The following is a 21,165-nucleotide window of genomic DNA, read 5'->3' on the forward strand; positions in this document are numbered from 1 at the left end:
AGCAAAGGATTCTTGCCCTGGCTGTTCGCCGACTCGATCACGTCCCGTCTGCTAATCTCGGGACCGGACGGGACCGTGTTCCAGGTTCACCAGGGCGATTAGTGAATTTACACTTAGGGCGGCTTGCATGCTGATCGATTCGACCGTGCTGGCGATACAATCTACCGTCGGTCAGGGATGAGGTAGCGAGGCAGCGGGCCCACTCGCCAGTCGAAGCTTTGGGCAGAAATCGTGAGCGGCGTATCCACACCTTGCCAATCGCGCTGAATATATTTCCCCGGCGGCACGCTGATGGATGCTGTGTTCTCCTTGCCGTCGACGGTCCAGCCTACGATCACCGGATCATCGGTTCCATACCGATACGCCTTGACGTTCTCCGCGTCGACTAAAGCCTTCCCCCAGCCGCGCTTGCCTACAGTAGTGTTCAATACGGATGCGGCCACGAACGCCGGCTTAGGCGTCAGATCGTGATGCAGCAAGCCGAAATTATGCTCGATGTTGTCGATGTCGGTGCCGTCGTCGACGAAGTCATACCAGAACACCACGCGAACCTCGCCATAGCGTCGCGATAGCAAATAGGTGCGCACCAGATTGGACGCTTGGCCCGCCTCATCTTGTCCGGGCACTTTACGCGTCAACGGCCAGCCCGTTTCCGTCACCCAAATCTGAAGAGTACGTCCATCCGCTTTCACATGATCCGCTGCAAGCCGTCCCAGGTAGGGCCACACCGTCGGAATGCTCACAGAATCGATCGGGGCGCCCGTAGCCTTATATCCCTTTTCCGGCGTATTGGGCGACATATACGGATGCACGCTAAATCCGTCCTGGTCGTTGAGGCCGCCCTGGTTCATCACTCCAACGAGGCAATCGCCTCCGGGGCCGCCGCCCGAGCCGCCACCGCCGCACGAAATGACGTTTGCGTCGGGGCTGATCTGCTTGATTGCGCGGAACGTGTCCTTCAATAGGGCAGAGTAGGAGGCGTAGCTAATCTTTCCGAAGTCCGGCTCATTCCACAGCTCCCAATTCTTGACCGTCGCGCGATAGCGGCCGACCACCGCACGCACGTAGTCGACGAATCGCTTCCTGGCCTCAGGAGACTGCGGAAAGTTCGACTTCGAAAACATGGCCGGATAGGCGGTCGCGTTGCCGTAATCGAGAACGACTAAAGGCGAAATCCCGAGACGCGCACTAGCGGCAAGATAGGTATTGAAGCGCCTAGGGAAGTCGAACACGCCAGGCCTTTTTTCGATCGCCTCCCAATAGAGCTCGTCGCGGATCCACGAGAACCCTGCCTGCTTGACGAGAGGCAACAGCACCGAGGGTGCTGCGCCACCCTGAGCGAAGTGAGTGACGACGCCGGCGTCGGAAGGCCCGACGTCGTCGCGTCTTGTTACTACGGCCAATGTGCTCGACGTCTGATCGAGCGTTTCACCGTCCTGAGACGCCAAGGTTGCATCGACGCGAAACAAGCCAGCACGCGATAAAGTGAATCCCACGTCGATGACACTGCCCGACTGGGCGCTGCTGATGGTTTTCCGATACGTGGCAAGCGGAGCCCGCGTCGGCTTGCCGTCGCTGTCATATGGGAAGACGTTGACCGTCAGCTTTCCCTCATGCAGATCGTCGGGCAGCGAAACGTAGAAGTGAAGAATCTTCTTTGCGCTCACGTGCATGATCAGCGAGCCCGGCGGATTCACCATGCGCATCCGAAACTGTGCGTACGAGGCGCTTGAGAAGGTGAGAAGCAGTAGCGTACACAGTATGGCGCGCCGGAATATGCGTGATTTCAGTAGGCTTCGGCTGAGAGGGATCGTCGGCATGCAGTCGTCCTCGTTGAATCGCTGATGGAAATAGCGCCGCGGGTTCGACGAGCAAAGATACATCTGCTGAAACACACGCGGGACTCCGCTCTCCGTTGACAGCAAGCCGAACCACAATAGGGCGCGCCGCATTGCACATCAGTGCGGAATCGAACTTTCGGGGGCCGTCGCGAGCGCGCGTGCGCGTTGCTTTCCCGCCAGGCCTTGTGTGTGAAACCGTACTGATCGACTTTCCCGCGAGAACGCCTAATACAACCTTGGGCTGGCTGCGGTCTTCGACGCCAGTGCCGTCTGGCACGCATGTTAATGGTGCGACCGATAGTGAAAGGCGTTGCAGGTCGGACGGAACTGATGGAGCCTATGCCGCGTCGCTGTCTCAGGATCATCTGGAGAGGTATCTGATGGACGAGTTCACGGAACGATCCGACGCGTACAGCAAAGATGTTTCCGTTCGGAACGCAACGTCAGCCGACGCGGGCGCGGTGCGTAGCGCGCGACGGCAGGTTCCCTTTGCGGGTTTTGCCATCAACGGAAAATTCGCGTCTCAGCGGATCACAGGCGTGCAACGAGTTGGTTACGAACTGGCGATGGCATTCCAGCGACTGTTTCCCGAGGATACGGATCTCCCATTGCTGCTTCCCGTCGACGCACGCACCGACGTCGAGTTACCAAAAGCAAAGCGGGTTGGGCATCTGTTGAAGGGATCGTTGTGGGAGCAATTCGCGTTGCCGTTCGCGACCGGCGGGCGGACCCTGCTTAGCCTTTGCAACATGGGACCACTGTTGGCGCGCCGTCAGGTAGTGATGGTGCATGATGTGGCCGTCTACGATTTGCCGGAAAACTATTCCTGGAAGTTCAGGCTCTGGTATCGCTTCGCGTTTTCGATCCTGAAGCACAGCGCGAGCCATATCGTGACGGTGTCGGAGTTTTCAAAGAAGAGAATCATGGCGCGCCTCGGTATCGACGAGTCGCGTGTATCGGTTGTGTGGAATGGCGTGGACCATTTCGAAAAAATCGCAGTGGACAAGTCGATCCTATCGCGACTGAATTTGCGGCATGACGGCTATGTACTTGCGGTCGGCAATCTTTCAGTAGGAAAGAATCTTGCCCGCGTCCTCCGCGCTATCGAGCAACTGAGCGAGCGTCACGACTGGAAGTTCGTGGTCGCGGGCGGTTGCGACTTGCGGATATTCAATCCGAAAGCGAAGGCGGGCTACGACCTTTCAGAAAATATCATTGCCGCGGGCTTCGTATCGGACGGCGAGCTGCGAGCGCTGTATGAAAACGCAGCCTGTTTCGTATTTCCCTCGCTATATGAGGGCTTTGGTCTGCCACCGCTCGAGGCGATGTTGTGCGGCTGTCCAGTGGTTGCCTCGCGTGAAGCGTCGCTCCCCGAGATATGCGGAGATGCCGCGGTCTATTGCAACGCGCACTCCGTCGAAGACATTGCCGACAAGGTTGAGCAACTGATGGGCGACGCATCTCTGCGGGAGGCCTGCCGGGCACGCGGCAGGGAACATGCACGTCACTTCCGATGGGAACGCTCAGCGCGCCAGTTGCTGGATGTGCTGGAGCGACAACTCGGGCCGGCTGGGGCGACTCGCTCGGGTCGCGTACCTCCGGTCGTTTCGAGGTTTTGACGCGCCATGCTTGCCTGGCGGCCACGGTCCCGAGCAGCGACCCGAGCCTCCGTGCGGTTCCGAACATAGCGTTTCGTATGCCACCAAGTACTCTTGCCTAGTGGAGCGCGCGGCGCTTGTGGAGCTTGGAAACAAGAGAAAGGCATGCAGCAATACAGAGTCCTGGTGATCAACGATTTCGTGCAAAAGGGCGGTGCTGAAGTGGTCTATCAGCAGTCCGCTGACCTTCTACGCGCCATGTCCGGGGTGGAAGTGAAATGCTTTCATGCCAGCCGTCTTGAGGAGAATTCGTCGTTGCTGTCCAAGTCGTGGAACGTGGCAGCGGCACGCGCGCTCAAGAAGACGCTTGTCAGCTATCGTCCGCATAGGATTCTTGTTCACAATTATCACAATGCCTTGTCTGCATCGGTCCTCGGCGTGATCGCTCGATACAAGCGGGAAATGGGTTACGCTACGTATATGACATGTCACGATTTTCATCTTGTCTATTACAACCCCACCCTGCACTACATTGTGAACGGCCATATCGAGCACCTGACTCTCGATGGATTGCGGACCGGCCATGTATTGACCTTGCGTACAAGCGCGAAAGGTATGGTCCATGATTTTTTCTCAAAGGCATACTGGCATGCGGTGCGTGCGTTATACAAGCCGGAGCGTATCTTCGATCGGATCATCTGTCCGAGCGACTTTATGCGGGAGGCGTTGCATCGGAAAGGGATCGATAACACGGTAGTCCTTTACAACCCGTCCGTGGTCTCGATAGCGAACAAGCCCGTAAGCGTGCGCGATCGTGAGCGCTTCAGCATTGCATTTGTCGGGCGCGTCGCCCGCGAGAAGGGACTCGCGGAATTTATCGCGCTCGCGATTTCGATCGATTTTGCCCACATCGAGCGCATCGGCGTTTTCGGCGATGGCGCTGATCGCGAGGCGATCGAGCAACGGTATGCACCGCTGGTCGAGTCTGGAAAGCTTGTCTTCTTTGGTAGCTTGCCGCAGGACCGGCTCTTTACCGAACTACGGCGTTTCGCCGACGCAATCGTCTTGCCGTCGGTCGGGGTGGAAGTGGCCCCGCTCGTCATTGTCGAGGCTGCGATGCTGGGGTTGCCCACGTTGATGCGGGAGGGCGCTCATCGATTGGACTTTGGCAACACCATAGGTAGCAAGATAACGTATCGCGACGATCCTCAGAGCCTGAGGGCAGCGCTCGATGAGCTCGCCGTGCACCTTGCAACACCTGAGAGACGTTACGACGTGAGCGAGTTTTTGCCTCAGTGTTATGCCGAGCGCCTGGCAAACATCATGCGATTGACTTAGCTCGCACGCCATCCCCTCCTTGTAGAGAAACGGTTAAAACCCACGGGCTGACGCACTATGGCGCATCGAATATTGCGGAACATGCTGGCACTGTCGGTCCTGCAAGTGGCGAATATGGTGCTGCCGCTCGCGACGCTACCGTATCTGTTCCGCGTGCTAGGCCCCGACCACTTTGGCGCCTATGTTTTTGCCCAGGCCGTGATTGCCTATCTGGTTCTGCTGGCGGATTACGGCTTCAACTGGTCAGCTACGGGTGAGATTGCGAAGGTGCAAAACGACCGCGACGCGGTCTCGAGTATCTTCTGGAAGACGCAGGCAGCCAAATCCCTTATAGCGTGCGTCGGCCTTGCGCTGCTGGTGCTGGGCGTTTTGCTGGTGCCGAAATTTATCGAGCTTCGGCCCATCATGTTTGCGACCTTTCCGTTTGTGGTCGGCACGGTGCTATTTCCGCAGTGGCTCTTTCAGGGTCTGGAGCGGATGTCATTTGTCACCGTGGCGACATTGAGTGCACGTCTGCTTGTGATACCCGCTACCTACCTTCTGGTTCACTCGCCGGCGGACACATGGAGAGCGGCGCTCATCACGTCGATGAGCACCGTTGTCGCCGGACTCTTCTCATTGACGATGATCGCGCGCATGAAGTTGATCTCGTTCAGGCTTCCGGGCGTAAGCGACGTTGTCGAAGCCTTTCGGGAAGGGTGGCACGTGTTCATGGCAACCGCTGCAGTCAGTCTTTATACGACAACCAACAGCGTATTGCTCGGATTTCTAACGGGCAACGTGACGCTCGGTTACTTCGGCGCCGCCGACAAGATTCGCAACATGACGCAATCCTTGATATCGCCGCTCAGCAATGCACTGTACCCGCGCATGAACGCACTGTTTGCAGAGGACATCGTAAAGGCCTATGCACTGGTGCGCAAAGCGCTTTACGCGATGAGCGCCATCATGTTCGTCGCGTCCGTGATGCTCTGGGTGCTTGCTCCATGGATCGTTCGCATTGGCATGGGGCCGCAATATGGACCGGTGGTCGACGTTTTGCGGTGGTTGGCGTTTGTGCCTTGGCTGGTGGCTCTGAACAATATTCTTGGCCTCCAGATGATGCTGCCGCTCGGCATGAAGAAGAGATTCAGCGAGATCCTGCTTGGATCCGGTGTATTTAACGTCGCGCTGTTGGTGCCTCTTTCGCTTCGCTTTGGAGCGCAGGGCGCGGCGATGTCCATACTTGCAACAGAGGCGCTTGTTACCGGTTGCATGGCGCTTTATCTGATGCAGAAAAGGGTTCCGATCTTCCTCGCAAGAGCATCGACTGATTAATGTTGCATGCAGAGTTTGTTAAAAAGGAGCTGACGCATGAGCACATCGCATTCGAACGTCGACACACGGGGAATAGCTGTAGTGATACTTGCGTGTCGCGACTATGCGGCCCTCGAGTTGGCGCTTGCGAGCCAAATGGCTTACCGGCCGCCGGGCGTGCCGTTCTACGTGCTGCAGAATTGCCGCGGCGGCTACGATGCCGAGCGAACGCTAGGTGTGGCCCGGCGATATGAAAGACTGTTTCCCGGCGTCGTCAACGTTGTCGACGACATCGTCCCTGGAGACCCTTATCGGTCGATCAGGAAGCTACTGGCGAAGCCGGAGTTTGAAGACATCGACCTGGTTTGTAAGGTCGACGACGATGCGTTTCCGATTGCGCCGCAATGGCTCGACCAGATGTTCGAGGCCTACCAGGGCGCTGAGCGGGGAAATGGCCGGAAGCTCGCGTACGTCACGCCGCTCATCAATAACAACGCATGGGGTTTTCCTCAGCTGATGAAGGCGATGAACCTGGAGCAAGAGTACTTTGCCACGCAGGCCCATCCGCATTTCGTCGGGTCGGGCAGCAGCGGGCGCTTTCCACTGCGGATCATTCCGGCGGAGCAGATCGAGACCGGTACGAACGGCACCATCTGGGGCTATCCGCACATCGCGCGCTGGCTGCACGAGCGCACCACCCTTCAACCCGACGCTTTCATCGCTGCGACGCGAACGCTTGAGCAGTGCGATGTGCCATCGCAATCCCGCTACTCGATCGGCTGCATCCTGTTTCGCAAGTCGCTCTGGGATGCGATCGACGACGGGGGCCGCGATGACGAACATATGATGCACATGCATTGCGAACGCAACGATCTCCGTATCGTGTGCGTGCGCCGGGTACCGTTTGTCCATCTTGCGTATTTCACGCAGCGCGAGGAGAACCGTGACATCGTGGACACGGCTCTTGCGCTCTATGGCTCGCGGCTTGCGCACCCGTTTCCTCTAACGCTCTACGCTGATCGCGAGCGGGAAAACGAGGCGCGATTGCGTTGGCTTGAGGATCGATTGAATGCACCAGCCACGCCTAGGCGGGAGTGGCTTCGGAAGCTTACGCCGAAACGGATAAAAGGTGCCGTGCGGCGGCGCCTGGCTTTGCTTTGGCCGGCGCGCAGCGCCCGCGGCGTGCCAGGCGAATTGAGATAATTGGCCGAAAGTCTTTTTTGAAATGGGTGGGCTGAGTAGATCGGTCTTTAGTGATCGCGGGAGAATATTCGCCGATCGGATACATGAGCCGCTCGTTGCGGCGCAACTCGGAGCGCGTCATTGAGTTTTGCTTCCTGCGCGCAGGGGAACGATGGATGGGCGGATAACCCAGGGCGCCCGGGGCGTGCGTGAGTTAGCGTGCACGGCTTGCCCCGGGGAGCTTGATTAGTTAAAGGCCATAGGCATGAACCACGTGGTCGCTGCCCGCGACGAAGACCTGCCCGTTCACGACCGACGGCGATGCAAAGTTACCCTCGCCGGTTTTAACTGGCGTGTAGTGGGCGTGGAAAAGTATGGCTCCGTTTGTCGCGTTAAATGCATACACGTCGTTGCCCATCCCGTCGGCATAGTACACCACGCCGTTTGCGGCGACTGGCGGAATAGCCGGGTTGAAGTTGGGGGTGTTCAAGCCGACTTGTGTTTGCCACACAGGTGTAGGGTTGACGGAACAGGTGCCACCGATGGACAGCGCAATGAGCCCGTGTTTATAGGTCCCCGAATCGGACGGGGACACGACGTAAAGCTGATTGAGCACCGGGTCGAACGCAGGCATGCCTATGTTGCTGCCGTCTTCCGAACTCACTGCAATCGTGAACGTTTGAATGGGACCCGCCTGCTGAATGGTGGCCCGGTTATAAATAAACAAACGGCCCGACTTGTTGTAGGCGGCGAGCATCGTCGGGCAGTTGGGACGCTGGAAGAGCATTGCTGTAGCTCCGAAGTCGATGTCCGCATTGGGCGCGGGGCTAAGCGGCGAGTTCGACGCGGCCACCGCCAAGGTCGGGGTGAGTTTCACGACGTGTTCGGCGAACCCTGCGTTTTCGGGAGTGGCGAATGCGTTGCCCGTCAGTGCATAGACGACTGTACCGTCAGGCGGAATCGATACGCCCCCGAAGCCCCATATGCCGCCGCCGTTCGGTCCGCTTGCACCGGTAGGGAACCAGCGTTGCAGAATGGCGGCAGGGTTGGTGGTCGAAGCGCGGACAACCTGTCCGTGGTACGGCTGCGTATCGCAGGGGTCACCCGCCGTCGTAACGTATATTGAGGAACCGTCGGGACTGAGCGTCAAGCCGCCGTACACCATCGTTCTCGGAGAAACGTTTGCCGCGTCGAGGAGAGCCAGGTTGAAGCCTGGGAGATCTGCGCCGGTCGCCATATCATACGCATGCAGGTAACCTTTCCCGCTCACGACGAACAGGCGGTTGTTGGCATGGTCGATGACAGGCGTCCCCTGCACACCAATCTTGCCTTGGAACAGGCCGCTGCAGCCCTGCGACAAAACTGCTTGCGGGATGGCGGCGCTCTGCCAAATTTTGGCCCCGGTCGCGGCATTCAGCGCCCACGTGGTGTTTCCCTCCGTCGCAACATAGACGATATCGGTCGGCACGTTATTGATCATCACGCCGGTAGCCAGAACCGGCTGTGTCAGGATGGCGCCGTCAAGAACAGGCGACGCCCAGTGTTGTCTCAACGTGCTCACGTTGGTCGCGTTCAGCACCGTCTCGACGGGGTTATATCCGGTCCGCTGCCTGTTCATGCCAGACGTGGGCCAGTCGGTCGTTGTAAAGGTCGCGGCGGTGGCGGCTCCCGGTGTCCGCGCCAACGTAGCGAGAGTCGCTGGCTCGGGAGCCTGAAACGGCGTATCAGCAGCCGGCCCGCTATCGTCGCGAAATCGGTTCGGATTGATCTTGTCTCCGCCGTTCTGTTTGTCTACCTCCGATCCGTCGAGCGCGCTGGCAGGCGCAACGCTCGGTCCGGTGCCAAACGGATGCGGGCCATGGGGGAACGGTGCGTTTGCCGACGCCCCTGCGGCTACCGCGAGACCCGGCGCGAGCGCCGCGGCTGGTGCTGCGTTCGAGCTTTGCGCTTGTGCACCGGAGCCGGCCATGCAAGTGAGCATCAAAGCGGCAGCTAGTCGAGCAGCGTTGATTCTGTTGCGTGCGCAATTCATAAATCCACCTCCTGAACGTCAAGTTATTGCATTGTTGAGAAGCCCGCGCACCAGCGACCTCTAGCTGAGATATGCCGACGGTGAGGCCCGTTGCAACTGTGAGATCAATCCTAGAAGGTGATCGGAACTGACGTGCAAGCAAAGGCGCTTTTTGACTAAGCTTTGTCGATACGACAGTTCTCCTTATGAATGAGGACCCTTCACGGTGCGCTCCGTGCGGTAAAGATTACGCTTCAACCCTAATGCGCTCGTATGCGAGGGTAGGCCGGCCGCATCTGGGGGGCGCAACGTGCGTGCGACCGACAAGCGCTACTGCATAAATGGGACGATCAACGTCCCGCTCCGGCAACGAGCGAAAGGGATGGCAATGCGTGCCTTGGATGCTTTACGCTGCCAATACGTTGAAATCGGGAATTGCGTCAGTATTCGCGTAGCCATGCAACGCTTCCTTTTAGCCGGTAGAACTAACCGTTATCGTTATCGTTATTGTGGTCGGGTCGTTGGCTTGGCTCAAAAGGTTTTCTATTCCAGTACTTACGCGGGATATTCGTGTAGTTTTCTTCATGCGATCAGCCCTGCGCTATCAGGGGAGGCCGCTTGCTGCGGGCCCGTTCGGGCTCAGGAATCGCCGAGAGACCTTTTCCAGTCAGTCGGCCTGACTGTGTCGAACTGCCTTCGACCAACCGCCTGTTCAAAGTATCGGATATAGAGGATGATGACGCTAAAACGGCGGTCACCAAAAACGAGAATGCGAGCAAGTCTTCTGGCAAAAACAGAGGCAGCCCAAAGTGGCGAGGGGCCGCGATGCCGAAACACCATATCGACATAGTTGCGCAGTCCGCATGCGTACTTCCACTGCGTGGCAGCGGGCATGCGCCTTGTCTCAATCCACTCGCGCAACGAGTGCGGGCGCTGCACCAGATCGCGGTTCTCCCCGTCCTTGTGCATCATGTGGGAGGCGGTTACGCACCGTAACTCACCGATGCGGCTCAGACGCGCGGTGTACTCGACGTCGTCGTTCCAGACGAAGTACTCGTGTGCGGGAAAGCCCACGCGTTGAATTGCATCGTGCCGAATGCACGCGCCGACGAACGACATATAGTCGGTCTTGAAGGAAGCGGCCGCGTGGTACTCCGGCATCGGTGCGATCAGTCGCATCCGATTGTCGAACGTTCCCTGATGCCAGTACTGCAAACGCCGGTCGCTACCATATACCGAGCCACACATTGCAACCACGTCCGTGCGTGCGGCGTCCTCCGAGGCCATCAGCTTTTCGAGAGCATCGAGCATCGGCTCAGCGTCATCGTCCATAAGCCAGTACCAGTCGTAGCCCTCGGAAAATGCCGTCGTGATGCCCGTCGCGAACCCTCCGGCCCCGCCGGTGTTGCTCTCCGACAGAACGACGAAAACCCTGTCATGATTCGCCTCAACGGTTGCCAGATAGTCGCGCGACCCATCGTTGCTGCCGTTGTCGACCACGTAAATCGCATCGACGGACCGGGTTTGAGCAAGCAGCGCTTCGACACATTCTTGCAGCAAGGCTCGCCGGTTATACGAAACAACGATTGCGGCAACGCTTACTGAGTTCATTCGATCAGCTCCTCGGCGGCTTTCAGTGCCGCGCCGACAACCTGGTCCATGTTGTAGTAACGATACTGCGCGAGCCTCCCGACGAACGTCACATCGGGCGTGGCCTTTGCGAGTTCGTCGTAGCGCTTGAAAAGCGCCTCGTTTTCCGGGCGGGGAATGGGATAGTACGGCTCGCCTTCGGCTCGCGGATACTCTCGCACGATCGACGTGCCGCTGTGTTGCTGCCCGGTTAGGTGCTTGAATTCCGTTATCCGCGTGTACTCCTGGTCGTTAGGGTAGTTGATCGTCCCGGTTTGCTGGAAGCGGTCGACGTCGTTCAGATGTTCATGCTGGAACGACAGGCTGCGGTAGGGGAGTTTGCCGAAGCGATAATCGAAAAATGCGTCGATCGGGCCCGTATAGACAGTGTGCTCGCGTTCCACGACCGACCTCAGGACGCGAAAGTCCTCTGACAAGCGCACTTCGATATTCGGATGTTCGAGCATCTTCTCGAACATCGCCGTGTAGCCTCGGGCGGGCATGAACTGGAACGTATCGGTAAAGTAACGATCGTCGTCATTGGAACGGGTGGGTATGCGCGCGGCGACTCCCGCCGATAGATCGGAGAGGTCGAGTCCCCACTGCTTCCGCGTATAGCCGCGAAAGAACTTATCGCAAAGGTCACTACCCACACTGCTTAGCACGACGTCTTCGCTCGTCGCAATGTTGTCCCGGGGCTCGCGCACGGATTCGAGGTACGCCTTCACGCCTTCCTCGTTCAAATCGAGGTCGTATAGCTTGTTGATCGTCGTCCGGTTGATAGGGATGGGGTAGAACTCTCCGTCCAGGTGAGCGAGTACTCGATGCTCGTAAAGCCGCCAGTCGGTGAAATTCGACAGGTACTCGAAGATTCGCTTGCCTGAAGTATGAAAAATATGCGGTCCGTAGGGATGGATCAGCACGCCGTTCTCGTCATGGCAATCGAACGCGTTTCCGCCGATGTGATTTCGTTTGTCGATGACGAGCACTCGCTTGCCAGCGGAGGCAAGGCGCTCGGCACACACTGCGCCCGCAAAGCCGGCTCCCACGATCAAGACGTCATATTTCATCTCTCGAAGTCCTCTAGAAAAACGCAACGGTGGTTGCCATTCATGTCGTCAGCACCACACATGGATGGCCGTGGAGATCTTCCTGGGCGCCGGGCGGCACCACTGCGGCATAGACAAGCGCTTGGCCGGCACCTGTCTCCTTCGAAAAACGCGTCCTCGTTCAAGGCAGGCATGAACTGGACGGTGCCCGGAAATCCGGTAATTCTTTCCTGCGGCCATAAAGATCATGTTGCCGAGAGGAAGGGTGCCCCCTTGCAATTTCGCCTTCGGTACGATTTCGCACACAGCGCAGTTCCCGTCGCGCACGGCGAGAAATTGGATCCCTGCCCACGTGCGAGGTTTGCGGATGCTCATTTTGTATGGAGAAAGAATTACCGGTCGGTTATGCAGTCCCGAGACCGCGACCGGCGTAATCACCCGATTTTGAAAAATGTTTTTAATTTTTTGATGATTCGTCTGATGAAACCGAACTCGACCTCGGTCATTAAATAAGATTCCGGTCCTAATTTAATAGTCGCCTGTTATTCATTATTAAGACGAATAAGGGATTACGCATATTTGTGTGAATAAATGGCCGGTGAAGGTCGATCTTTTAGGGAAATGCCCAGCGCCGTGAGCGCAAGGAATGGTGCCGCTTCCGATGGCGCACACAAAATCCAGGATTTGTGAAGCGGTAATTAATATGGCCGATTATTTTTTTGGTCGTCGCCTACGCAACATTTGTATGTGCGCGGGCACACACTCGTTCTCTTTTTGCGGATTGGAAATGAGAATATTTTCTTCCGTAATACGTATGGAGAATGAATCGCCTTATTACCGGATTTTTACATCCAGTTACAACAGACGGAAAAAGATGACGAATATACTGCGGTCCTCCCAACAACGACGCGTAAGTTGTACTCATGACCCTACCTACCCGACCAAAAAACCAGCAACTACTTTCTGTCCCTTCTTTAACCCCCGCCTCTCCTGTCCCTCGCAGGAAGTTCCTCGCCGGTCTGCTCGCGGGCGCCGGGTCGATCGCTCTTTCCGCCACCGGAACTGCCGTGGCAAGCGTCAGTTCCAGCGCTTTTAGCGTGACGTCGCCCACAGCCAACGCAACCATTTCCGGCACTATCACGGTGAGGGGTACCGCGGGCAGCAATTGGGTCAACGTTGCCGTATATGACAACGCAACCGGCTCGAAGATCAGCGGCGACGCCACGCCTAGCAACGGCGCATTCTCGCTTTCGGTTGATACGACCCGGCTTTCCACGGGATCCCATCAGTTCAACGTGATCGCATTTAGCGTCGCGGCGGGACAGCCGGGTGGCACCAAGTCCACCTCGTCTGTCACGGTTAACGTGACCCGAGCAACGACTGGCTCGCTGTTCTATGGCATGAACGGCCATCTTGCATATCCTGCTGGCATCTACCACACCATGTCGGCTGCTGCGCAGTTGGCCTTGCTCAAGGACCTCGGGGTTACAAACTATCGCGTTGACGCAGCTGACGGCGGCATGGCGAAGACAATCGCCAGCGCACTGACCGGCGCCTTTGCTGGCAGCGGCGTCGCCATCACGCCGGTCCTCAACCCGATCTCGGCAGGATGGAATAAAAACGGTGCGGAGTCGGACGCCTACACGTTGGGCTACAACCTGGCGGTGGCGGTCACGACGCCGCTCAAGGGCCTCGTCAAGTATATCGAGTGCGGTAATGAACTCGACGCGACGGGTCTGATCATCGGCGGTGACGGCAGCAACACGAACAACTACAGCCCGTCTGTCTGGCCGGCCTTCCGCGGCGTGATCCGCGGCATGATCGACGGCGTCAAGGCGATCGACTCTTCGATTCAGTGCGGCGTCAATGTTGGTGTGCCGCTCGCCTATCGCGCGCTGCAGATGCTCTGGTCTGGCATCACGCCCGACGGCTCTGTGAACGGTGTTACTAGTGCGCAGCAGATTCGTTGGGACTTCACGACGTATCACTGGTACGAGAGCTCAGGCGACATCATGTGTGGATGGCGCAATAACGCGTGCCTCAACGTCCTGCAAGTTCTGAAAGACTCCTTCAACGTGCCAATCTGGTTGACGGAATGGGGCTGGTCGGGCAGCCGGGATTCGCAGGCGCAAGCGGCCAGCTATGTGGCCGCTGCACTGAAGGAGTATCGGTCGATCAAGGATACATACAATATCCAGTCGATCATGATGTACTGCCTGATCGATCCGGCTTACGGCCTTGTGCAAAACGATGGCGTGACGAAGAATCAGGCCTACTCCACCTTCAAGCAGTTCGTTGCCGCGAATCCGGTCTAAGCGAATTCACCGCCGTAGCGATCCAAGCCTTCGACCCTGCAGCCCACGCGCTTCTTCGAGCGGTGGGCTGTTTTTTTGACGGATCATCTGGGCGCCGTGATTTTTGAGTCGTGTGCGGTATGGCACAGACGCTGTTGCTGTGACGCCACAATCTATGCACCGAGATCTCACCGCGCTGAGGTGCGTCCGCGAATCATCAGGCCATAACCGCGCGGTCGATCCGGCTTGGCGGAAACTCAGCACGGTCATTCGCGTGGCAGTTCTTGGCCCATACCGCCCGGGGGCGTGTGGAAGACGAAGGGGCCAGCGGAACTTCGGCGCCGCAACAGAGTGCTCGATTTATGCGAGCGTGGCAGTCGCCTGAATCCAGTTCATGCGCCCTGCCAGGTGAGGCGTCTTCAAACAGAGAAGCTCGCGAGCCAGCGGTTCGGTCCGGTCCCAACAAACAAGGAGTCCGTCGTATGAATACGAGTTTTTCCGGTAATGCTCCGGTTGTGCAGCGGAACAACCTGGACGCGTTCTCCGCTAGCGAACTGGGGCGCTTGATAGTAGATAACCTGGGGCTCGTTATCTGCATCGTGCTGCTGGTGACGGGAACGGCTGCGCTATACGCTTTTACGACAACTCCAATCTATTCTGCAGATGCGTTGGTCAAGGTGGATTTCCCTGAGCCCAACGCACTCGGTGAAGCATCAAAGGCGCTGCAGCAGGCCGTGCCATCCACGCTGCCCACCGAGGCGGAGATCCAGATCATCCAGAGCCGGAGCGTGCTTGCACCGGTGATCAAGAAATTCAAGCAGGACATGTCGATCACGCCGCACCATATCCCGGTTATCGGCGCAATTACCCGGCAATTCGCCGCCCCCGGTATGCCCATGCACGCGCCTTTCGGCTTGCGGTCCTTTGCGTGGGGCGGTGAAGAGGTGTCGATTGGGTCTTTGTCCGTTCCTGCCACGCTCGAAGACCGACCGCTGACGTTGACCGTCCTCGAAGGCAACCGCTACCGGCTCTCCGATCCGAGCCGGCGCACGCTCCTCGAGGGCACGCCCGGCATGCCGGTCACGGCCAATGGCGTGACGCTGACAATGGAGCAACTCGTTGCGCGTCCCGGAACCCAATTCACGGTCGTTCGCTTTAGCGACGTCAAGGCAATCGAACGCCTCTTACATCGGTTGAAGGTCAGCGAGTCGGGCAAGGAGACAGGCGTCGTACAGATCGTGTATGAAAACCCCGATCCGGAACTGGCTCAGGCGATTGCCAACGGCATCGCTCAAGGTTATATCGCTGCCCATATCGCACAGCACCGCGCCGAGGCTCTCAAGACGCGCGAGTTCATCGTCGGCGAGCTGCCGCAGCTTCACGCGAACCTGCAGAACGCAGAGGCCGAACTGAGCAAGTACAGGACTGCATCGAGTTCAATGCAGGCAGGTACCGAAGCCTCGTCCTACTTGCAGGGCAGTATTGAATTCGACCGTCAGATCGCAATGCTCAAGGTGCAAAAAGCAGGGCTGGAAACTCACTTCACGCCGAACTCGCGTGACGTGCAGGCCGTCGACACCCAGCTTCAACTTCTTGAGAACGCAAAGGGCGCGTTCGAAGCTCGCTTCGATCAGTTGCCCGCCTCCGAGCGCCAGTCTGCCGACCTGAAGCGGAACGTGAAGGTTGCGGAGGACATCTACGTTGCGATGGTGAACAAGTCGAACGAGCTGGCAGTGACACAGGCCGGCACGCTCGGGAATGTGCACATCATCGACACTGCGCTATTGCCCGTGGACCCGGTGAAACCCAAGCGTCTCCTCGTTATCGGCGTGGGAGCCGTGGGCAGTCTGTTGCTTGCGGTGCAGTATGTGTTTATTCGGCGCTTTTGGGCGTCAGGGCTGGAGAATTCGAAGGCGACCGAAATCCATCTGAACCTGCCTGTCTTCGGTCAAGTACTGTTCAGTGAGGAGCAGGCTCGACGGGACCGTGCACTGGATTCGAACTTTCCCTTTCCTTCGGCAAAGCGAAGCCTTTTCGACAGTGCACGACAGAACTTGCCCAGAAGCATACTTGGAGCGCCCGCCAGACTGACTCACAACGGCGCTCCTATGCCAGACACAGAGATCGGAGCCGGCCGTTTCCTGCTCGCGACAGACGGGTACGATGACATACCGCTCGAAACGCTGCGAGACATCTACGCGACCTTGCAGCGGCAGATTCAGGATGCCGACAATAATGTGCTGGTCGTGACGGGCGCCACGCCCGGCACTGGAAAAAGCTTTGTATCGTCGAATCTGGCGGTCATCAATGCGCAGGCCGGAAAGCGGGTATTGCTGATCGATGGTGACATGCGCCGAGGCCAATTGGCGGCCATTCTGAAGCAGACCGGCGCAGGCGGTCTCGCTGAAGTGCTGGCTGGCCAGATCAACGTCGATCACGTGATTCGCAACACCGATGTGTATGGTCTCTCGTTCATCGCTGCCGGTCGGTTCCCGCGCAACCCGTCGCAGTTGCTGTCGACACCTCGCATGCAGCGACTACTCGACCGTCTTGGCACGCTGTATGACTTGATCATCATCGATACGCCACCGGTGCTGGCGGTCAGCGACGCGAACCTGATCGCCTCCGTCGCGGGATCGACGGTGCTCGTGGTGCGTCCCAACGCTCAGAGCGAACGGGAACTGGAGGAAACGGCGCAACGTCTCGATCGCGCGGGCGCGCGTCTGGTCGGCATGATCTTCAATGCAATGCCACGACGTCGCAGCGAAAAGCGCAGCTATGGCTACGCGGCTGCCTATGCTGCGGAGGGCAACTCGCAACAGTACGGCGCCTTGTGATCGTCACGCCCGGTTCTGGAGCGACGGAATGCGGACGTTCCGCATGACTGGACGAAGCAAGCGGAAGCACCTTGCCTCTCGGGCATCCTTGCATTGGGTAAACAATGTACTGCAGACTAATATCAGCGCTGTTCTACATGTTTTTTACCTGCGTGATTCTGAATCCGCAGGTAAGCGGGGTCACTTTATACATTTATCTGGTAGTCCCGTTTTTCGATCCGGAATTCATTCGGTTCCTTTCCAGTACGGCTCGTCGTTGGGCCGGCCCATTGCTCATCGCGGTGTCGGCAAGCGCGTTGACATCACCGTCCGCCGCGGTGCGGGTCCTGTCGATCGCCATTTGCATTGGCTACCTGATGTACACGATGGAGCGCCGCATCAGCTACCTTCATCCATGGATGATCGTCAACGTTCTGTTTGCTATTGTGCAGTTTGTGATGTACTACTTGGACCATGATCTCGCGATGCAGCTCGGACCGACGAATCTCGCGGAACTGGTCTGGGGGGACTACGCGACCAGCACCTATACGAATTTCTTTGAGGTTTTTTACTTCGCTCGCGTGTCGGGATTCTCGCGCGAGGCGGGATTCTTCTCCTCGTTGCTCGTAGCGTCGTTTCTCCTTTATCTGCTCAGCGATTCACCCAATAAGAAAGTCATTGCTATTTACCTCATCGGCCTCTTCATCAGTTTCTCGAAGTCGTCGATGTCGCTTTTTCTCTTCGCCGCGCTCTATCCCGTGCGCGACAAACTGCGGTCGGTCCATCCGCTGACGATCCTGATTGCCTATACTGTGGTGACGGCGGCTATTTCGGTGTATCTGGCATCCAACGATTTCTTTGATTCTGAAACATTCGGGCACCGATTGGCCGGCTATGCGTTCATGTTCGATGCGCGGCTGGAGGATATTGTCAGCGGTATTACCGCCAAGGACATCATCTTGCACTACAAGTATCTTCCCTACATCCGTTTGATCCAGGGGAACATGGAAGACTCTGGCGTGCCGTTCGCCGGGCTGCCGGCCACGGTCGCTGAAATGGGGCTCTTCAGTGCGTTGATTGTTTTCGGTGTGATTGCGTTTACCGCAAGCGACGGCTTCGTCATGCTGATTTTTCTGCTCGTCAGCGCGACCGTGAGCGCGACGTCCGTCACATCTTTTATTCCGCTTGCGTATCTGATTTGCTATTGGCCCCGGTTCGTGGCGTATAGTGCGAACCGCGTACAACTTTCACGGCAATACGAGCCACTGCCACGTTTCGGCAAGACTTAGCTTTACTTTGTGAGCGCGAACTCAGCTGCCGATCGAGGTCGGCAGCACCGCGGCTTTTCCTTCCGGATTAGCCTCCCAATTTCCAGCAATGGTGCGTCCGTGCACTATGCGTAACGCCGCATGCCACATTGAGTTGTCGAGCAGCAAAACCTCGAGTTGCGATACGGACGAGACTGTCCGCCACGCGACTTCCGGCGCTGTTTTCGCGGGCATACGTGCGTCCGACGATCAGGAAATCGACAGTATGGCGAACCGATATGGTTCTGATCAGATCGCGGCGGTCGTCGTGGGTGCCTCGCTCAATGGACTCGGCGTGGCGAGATCGCTCGCGCGTGGAAATGTTCCAGTCATCGCGGTCGATACAAAAATCGTCCGCGCCGGAATGTGGTCCCGGTACGTGCGCGCTCATTTCATCAAAAGCCTGATCGGGAAAGCTTTCGTCGATGAAATGATCGAACTCGGCAAGAGCTTTAAACAGCCGCCAATTCTTATATTGACCGAAGAAGAAGCGGTGCACGCGGTATCGGAGTATCGCGAAGCGCTTTCCAGCTTGTTTCGTTTTCGGCTTCCGGTGGATGCGACCGTCAAGATGTTATCCAGCAAGGCGAGCTTTCATGACTTCGCGCTGAAGCACCACTTTCCGGTTCCACGGTCCGTGATTATCGAGAAATTGTCCGACATTGAGTATCTATCGGAATTACGCTATCCGTGCGTGCTGAAGCCGGACGATAAACGCAATGTATTGCGGGGCGAGAAAGAACGCGCAGTTCGCGTCGGCTCTCTCAGCGCTGCGCGCGCGCAGGCTAGCGCTATGCTCGATACGCCAGGCGGCATCGTGGCGCAGGAGTGGATCGAGGGTGCCGACAGCAATATTTTTTTCACGCTGTTTTATCGGGGGAACGGTGGGAGCGCGATCAGCGTCTTTACCGGGCGTAAGATTCTCAGTTCTCCGCCCAGCATCGGCAATACCGCAGTATGCGTTGCAGCGCCTGAAGCGAGCGAAGTGCTCGAGCCGTTGACGCTGGCGTTCGCCGAGCGTGCCGGCTTCGAGGGCATGGGTAGCATCGAGTACAAGTGGGACGACAATAACCGGCAGTTCGTAATGGTCGAGCCGACGGTTGGCCGTACGGACTGGCAGGAAGAAATCGCCACGCTGTGCGGGGTAAATATTCCGCTTGCCGCTTACCGGCATGAACTCGGATTGCCGGCCATGCCTGAGGGAACGTGCCGGGTACCGGTCGCGTGGCGGGCGACGTTAGTCGACCGCGCGCCACCTCATCTGCTGCGTGAGCGTACGAAAATTGTCGACGGATATTTTCGCTGGAGCGATCCCATTCCAGCGTTGCAGTTTTATTGCCTGGTCAGTCCGCTGCGGCGCATCAAGCGTGGGAGGAAGGTGACCGGGGCATTCAAGTCACTGCAGTTAAGAGGTTAGCGAAGAGATTGGTGTGGGCTAGCGTTTGACCGCGAGGTGCGTGTCGCAACGCGCGCCCTGGCATGGGCGCCTGTCAGTTGTGAATGCCATTTCAGGATGGAGATGTTCAATGTCTTTGACCGACACCGCAATCATTGGCGCAGGGCCATATGGATTCTCTTTGTCCGCGCACCTGAGAGCCGCGAGCGTGCCGCATCAGATTCTTGGACAGCCAATGGACGCGTGGATCAACTACATGCCCCCCGGCATGCTTCTACGTTCCGAGGCGTTCGCTTCGAACCTCCATGCGCCGCAGCGCGGATTTACGCTCGAGGATTATTACCGTGAGAAGGGTATGCGCTATCAGCCGATGGGCATGGAACTGCCGCTCGAGACGTTCGTGGATTACGCGCTCTGGTTTCAGTCGAAACTCGTCGGAGATATCCAGGCGGTCGATGTCGCCAAAGTGCGATACATCGGCGGACATTTTCAATTGGCGCTGAGCGACGGCCGCTCACTCAACGCACGCAAAGTGGTAATCGCATTGGGACTCAAAGACTTCGCGCAAACGCCCGCCGTACTGCAAGGCCTGCCCGAACGCTATGCCTCTCATTCGGCGCTATACGGTGACCTCGCATGGGCGCGAGGCAAAGACATCGTGATTGTCGGCGGTGGACAGTCCGCACTGGGCCTCGCGGCGCTGCTGCATGAACAAGGATCGAGTGTTCATCTGATCATGCGAGAAGCGGACGTGATATGGCATCCGAGACCGCAAACTTCGCGCGGCATTCTGTCGAGGCTGGCGCGTCCCGATGCTGGTTTGGGACGGGGCTGGCGCTCAGTCTTGCTGTCGGACTATCCGCAGCTGTTTCACATGCTCGATCACAGGCGCCGCAAACAGATCATGGAGAAGTCGTTCGGCGCGTCCGGCGCCTGGTGGTTGCGCGATCGCGTCGTCGGCAAGGTGAAGATCTCGTTTGAAACTGAAGTCTGCTCGGCCGCCGTCGAGAACGATCGGGTGGTGCTGCGTGTGATAAGGGAGGGCAGGGAATCATCCGTCGCTGCTGACCACGTCATCGCCGCGACGGGCTTCACAACTGATATAAGGCAGCACAAGTTTCTATCGAAAGAAATCCTGGACACGATTTCGGCCGACGGCGGACTACCCGAACTTACATCCAACTTTGAAACGAAGGTCCGTGGCCTCTATGTGATCGGTCCGGCCTCCGCGCACAGCTTCGGGCCGGTGATGCGTTTTGTCTACGGGGCGAGACATGCTGCGCCCTGTGTGGCTCGACATATCGCCGGTTCGTTGCAAGCGGGCGCTACGGCTGACGCGTGGTCTTCTGCCGAAGGCCGCATACTTGAGCGAACGAGCGACAGCAGCATCCTTTGAGGATGTCAGCCT

General features: G+C 57.9%; 14 protein-coding genes. 10 read left to right on the forward strand and 4 right to left on the reverse strand.

Features of this window, described 5'->3' with window-relative positions; genetic code table 11:
* Nucleotides 1-161: 161 nt before the first annotated feature.
* Nucleotides 162-1,895 carry a beta-glucosidase gene (locus SB772_RS14375; RefSeq protein ID WP_410833902.1) on the reverse strand — a complete coding sequence of 578 codons (1,734 nt, stop codon included), beginning with the start codon at nucleotides 1,893-1,895 and terminating at the stop codon, nucleotides 162-164.
* A 326-nt stretch (nucleotides 1,896-2,221) separates the two neighbouring features.
* Between SB772_RS14375 and SB772_RS14380 the strand changes: the two genes are divergently transcribed.
* The 4 genes from SB772_RS14380 to SB772_RS14395 all read left to right on the forward strand — a co-directional run bounded on the left by SB772_RS14380 (nucleotide 2,222) and on the right by SB772_RS14395 (nucleotide 7,276).
* Nucleotides 2,222-3,460, forward strand: coding sequence for a glycosyltransferase family 4 protein (locus SB772_RS14380; protein ID WP_410833903.1), 1,239 nt, complete (start codon nucleotides 2,222-2,224; stop codon nucleotides 3,458-3,460).
* Nucleotides 3,461-3,604: 144 nt separating this feature from the next.
* The gene (locus SB772_RS14385) at nucleotides 3,605-4,777 is read left to right on the forward strand and encodes a glycosyltransferase family 4 protein (RefSeq protein WP_410833904.1); all 1,173 of its coding nucleotides are present in this window, start codon (nucleotides 3,605-3,607) and stop codon (nucleotides 4,775-4,777) included.
* 81 nt (nucleotides 4,778-4,858) lie between these two features.
* Nucleotides 4,859-6,094 carry a flippase gene (locus tag SB772_RS14390; RefSeq protein WP_410833905.1) on the forward strand — a complete coding sequence of 412 codons (1,236 nt, stop codon included), beginning with the start codon at nucleotides 4,859-4,861 and terminating at the stop codon, nucleotides 6,092-6,094.
* A gap of 156 nt (nucleotides 6,095-6,250) precedes the next feature.
* The gene (locus SB772_RS14395) at nucleotides 6,251-7,276 is read left to right on the forward strand and encodes a hypothetical protein (protein ID WP_410833906.1); all 1,026 of its coding nucleotides are present in this window, start codon (nucleotides 6,251-6,253) and stop codon (nucleotides 7,274-7,276) included.
* Nucleotides 7,277-7,505: 229 nt separating this feature from the next.
* On the opposite strand, the gene SB772_RS14400 is transcribed toward SB772_RS14395, so the two are convergent.
* From SB772_RS14400 to glf, 3 genes are all read right to left on the reverse strand, one after another.
* The gene (locus tag SB772_RS14400; RefSeq protein WP_410833907.1) at nucleotides 7,506-9,287 is read right to left on the reverse strand and encodes a PQQ-binding-like beta-propeller repeat protein; all 1,782 of its coding nucleotides are present in this window, start codon (nucleotides 9,285-9,287) and stop codon (nucleotides 7,506-7,508) included.
* Nucleotides 9,288-9,905: 618 nt separating this feature from the next.
* Nucleotides 9,906-10,877, reverse strand: a complete 972-nt coding sequence (locus SB772_RS14405; RefSeq protein ID WP_410833908.1) for a glycosyltransferase — start codon at nucleotides 10,875-10,877, stop codon at nucleotides 9,906-9,908.
* Nucleotides 10,874-11,944, reverse strand: a complete 1,071-nt coding sequence (gene glf / locus SB772_RS14410) for a UDP-galactopyranose mutase (RefSeq protein ID WP_410834013.1) — start codon at nucleotides 11,942-11,944, stop codon at nucleotides 10,874-10,876. Before glf ends, SB772_RS14405 begins: the two co-directional genes overlap by 4 nt.
* Between glf and SB772_RS14415 the strand changes: the two genes are divergently transcribed.
* From SB772_RS14415 to SB772_RS14440, 6 genes are all read left to right on the forward strand, one after another.
* Nucleotides 11,831-12,457: a hypothetical protein gene (locus SB772_RS14415; protein ID WP_410834016.1), complete on the forward strand. Its 627-nt coding sequence runs from the start codon at nucleotides 11,831-11,833 to the stop codon at nucleotides 12,455-12,457. The genes glf and SB772_RS14415 overlap by 114 nt on opposite strands.
* Before the next feature lie 410 nt (nucleotides 12,458-12,867).
* The gene (locus SB772_RS14420) at nucleotides 12,868-14,259 is read left to right on the forward strand and encodes a glycosyl hydrolase (protein WP_410833909.1); all 1,392 of its coding nucleotides are present in this window, start codon (nucleotides 12,868-12,870) and stop codon (nucleotides 14,257-14,259) included.
* Nucleotides 14,260-14,546: 287 nt separating this feature from the next.
* Nucleotides 14,547-17,075, forward strand: a complete 2,529-nt coding sequence (locus tag SB772_RS14425; protein WP_410833910.1) for a polysaccharide biosynthesis tyrosine autokinase — start codon at nucleotides 14,547-14,549, stop codon at nucleotides 17,073-17,075.
* A gap of 137 nt (nucleotides 17,076-17,212) precedes the next feature.
* Nucleotides 17,213-18,343, forward strand: coding sequence for a hypothetical protein (locus SB772_RS14430; RefSeq protein ID WP_410833911.1), 1,131 nt, complete (start codon nucleotides 17,213-17,215; stop codon nucleotides 18,341-18,343).
* Between the two features lie 244 nt (nucleotides 18,344-18,587).
* A complete protein-coding gene (locus SB772_RS14435; RefSeq protein ID WP_410833912.1) occupies nucleotides 18,588-19,778 on the forward strand; it encodes a carboxylate--amine ligase in 1,191 nt (396 codons plus the stop codon).
* A 109-nt stretch (nucleotides 19,779-19,887) separates the two neighbouring features.
* Nucleotides 19,888-21,153: an NAD(P)-binding domain-containing protein gene (locus SB772_RS14440; protein ID WP_410833913.1), complete on the forward strand. Its 1,266-nt coding sequence runs from the start codon at nucleotides 19,888-19,890 to the stop codon at nucleotides 21,151-21,153.
* Nucleotides 21,154-21,165: the final 12 nt, after the last annotated feature.

This window comes from Paraburkholderia sp. SIMBA_030, assembly GCF_046535245.1.
GTDB lineage: Bacteria > Pseudomonadota > Gammaproteobacteria > Burkholderiales > Burkholderiaceae > Paraburkholderia.

Excerpts from the sequence above, each read along its gene's own strand:
- SB772_RS14415 (WP_410834016.1), top strand. The coding sequence starts at position 11,831 with ATGGCAATCGAACGCGTTTCCGCCGATGTGATTTCGTTTGTCGATGAC.
- SB772_RS14430 (WP_410833911.1), top strand. The coding sequence starts at position 17,213 with ATGTTTTTTACCTGCGTGATTCTGAATCCGCAGGTAAGCGGGGTCACT.
- SB772_RS14400 (WP_410833907.1), bottom strand. The coding sequence starts at position 9,287 with ATGAATTGCGCACGCAACAGAATCAACGCTGCTCGACTAGCTGCCGCT.
- SB772_RS14385 (WP_410833904.1), top strand. The coding sequence starts at position 3,605 with ATGCAGCAATACAGAGTCCTGGTGATCAACGATTTCGTGCAAAAGGGC.
- SB772_RS14405 (WP_410833908.1), bottom strand. The coding sequence starts at position 10,877 with ATGAACTCAGTAAGCGTTGCCGCAATCGTTGTTTCGTATAACCGGCGA.
- SB772_RS14440 (WP_410833913.1), top strand. The coding sequence starts at position 19,888 with ATGTCTTTGACCGACACCGCAATCATTGGCGCAGGGCCATATGGATTC.
- SB772_RS14435 (WP_410833912.1), top strand. The coding sequence starts at position 18,588 with ATGGCGAACCGATATGGTTCTGATCAGATCGCGGCGGTCGTCGTGGGT.
- SB772_RS14390 (WP_410833905.1), top strand. The coding sequence starts at position 4,859 with ATGCTGGCACTGTCGGTCCTGCAAGTGGCGAATATGGTGCTGCCGCTC.
- SB772_RS14380 (WP_410833903.1), top strand. The coding sequence starts at position 2,222 with ATGGACGAGTTCACGGAACGATCCGACGCGTACAGCAAAGATGTTTCC.
- SB772_RS14420 (WP_410833909.1), top strand. The coding sequence starts at position 12,868 with ATGACCCTACCTACCCGACCAAAAAACCAGCAACTACTTTCTGTCCCT.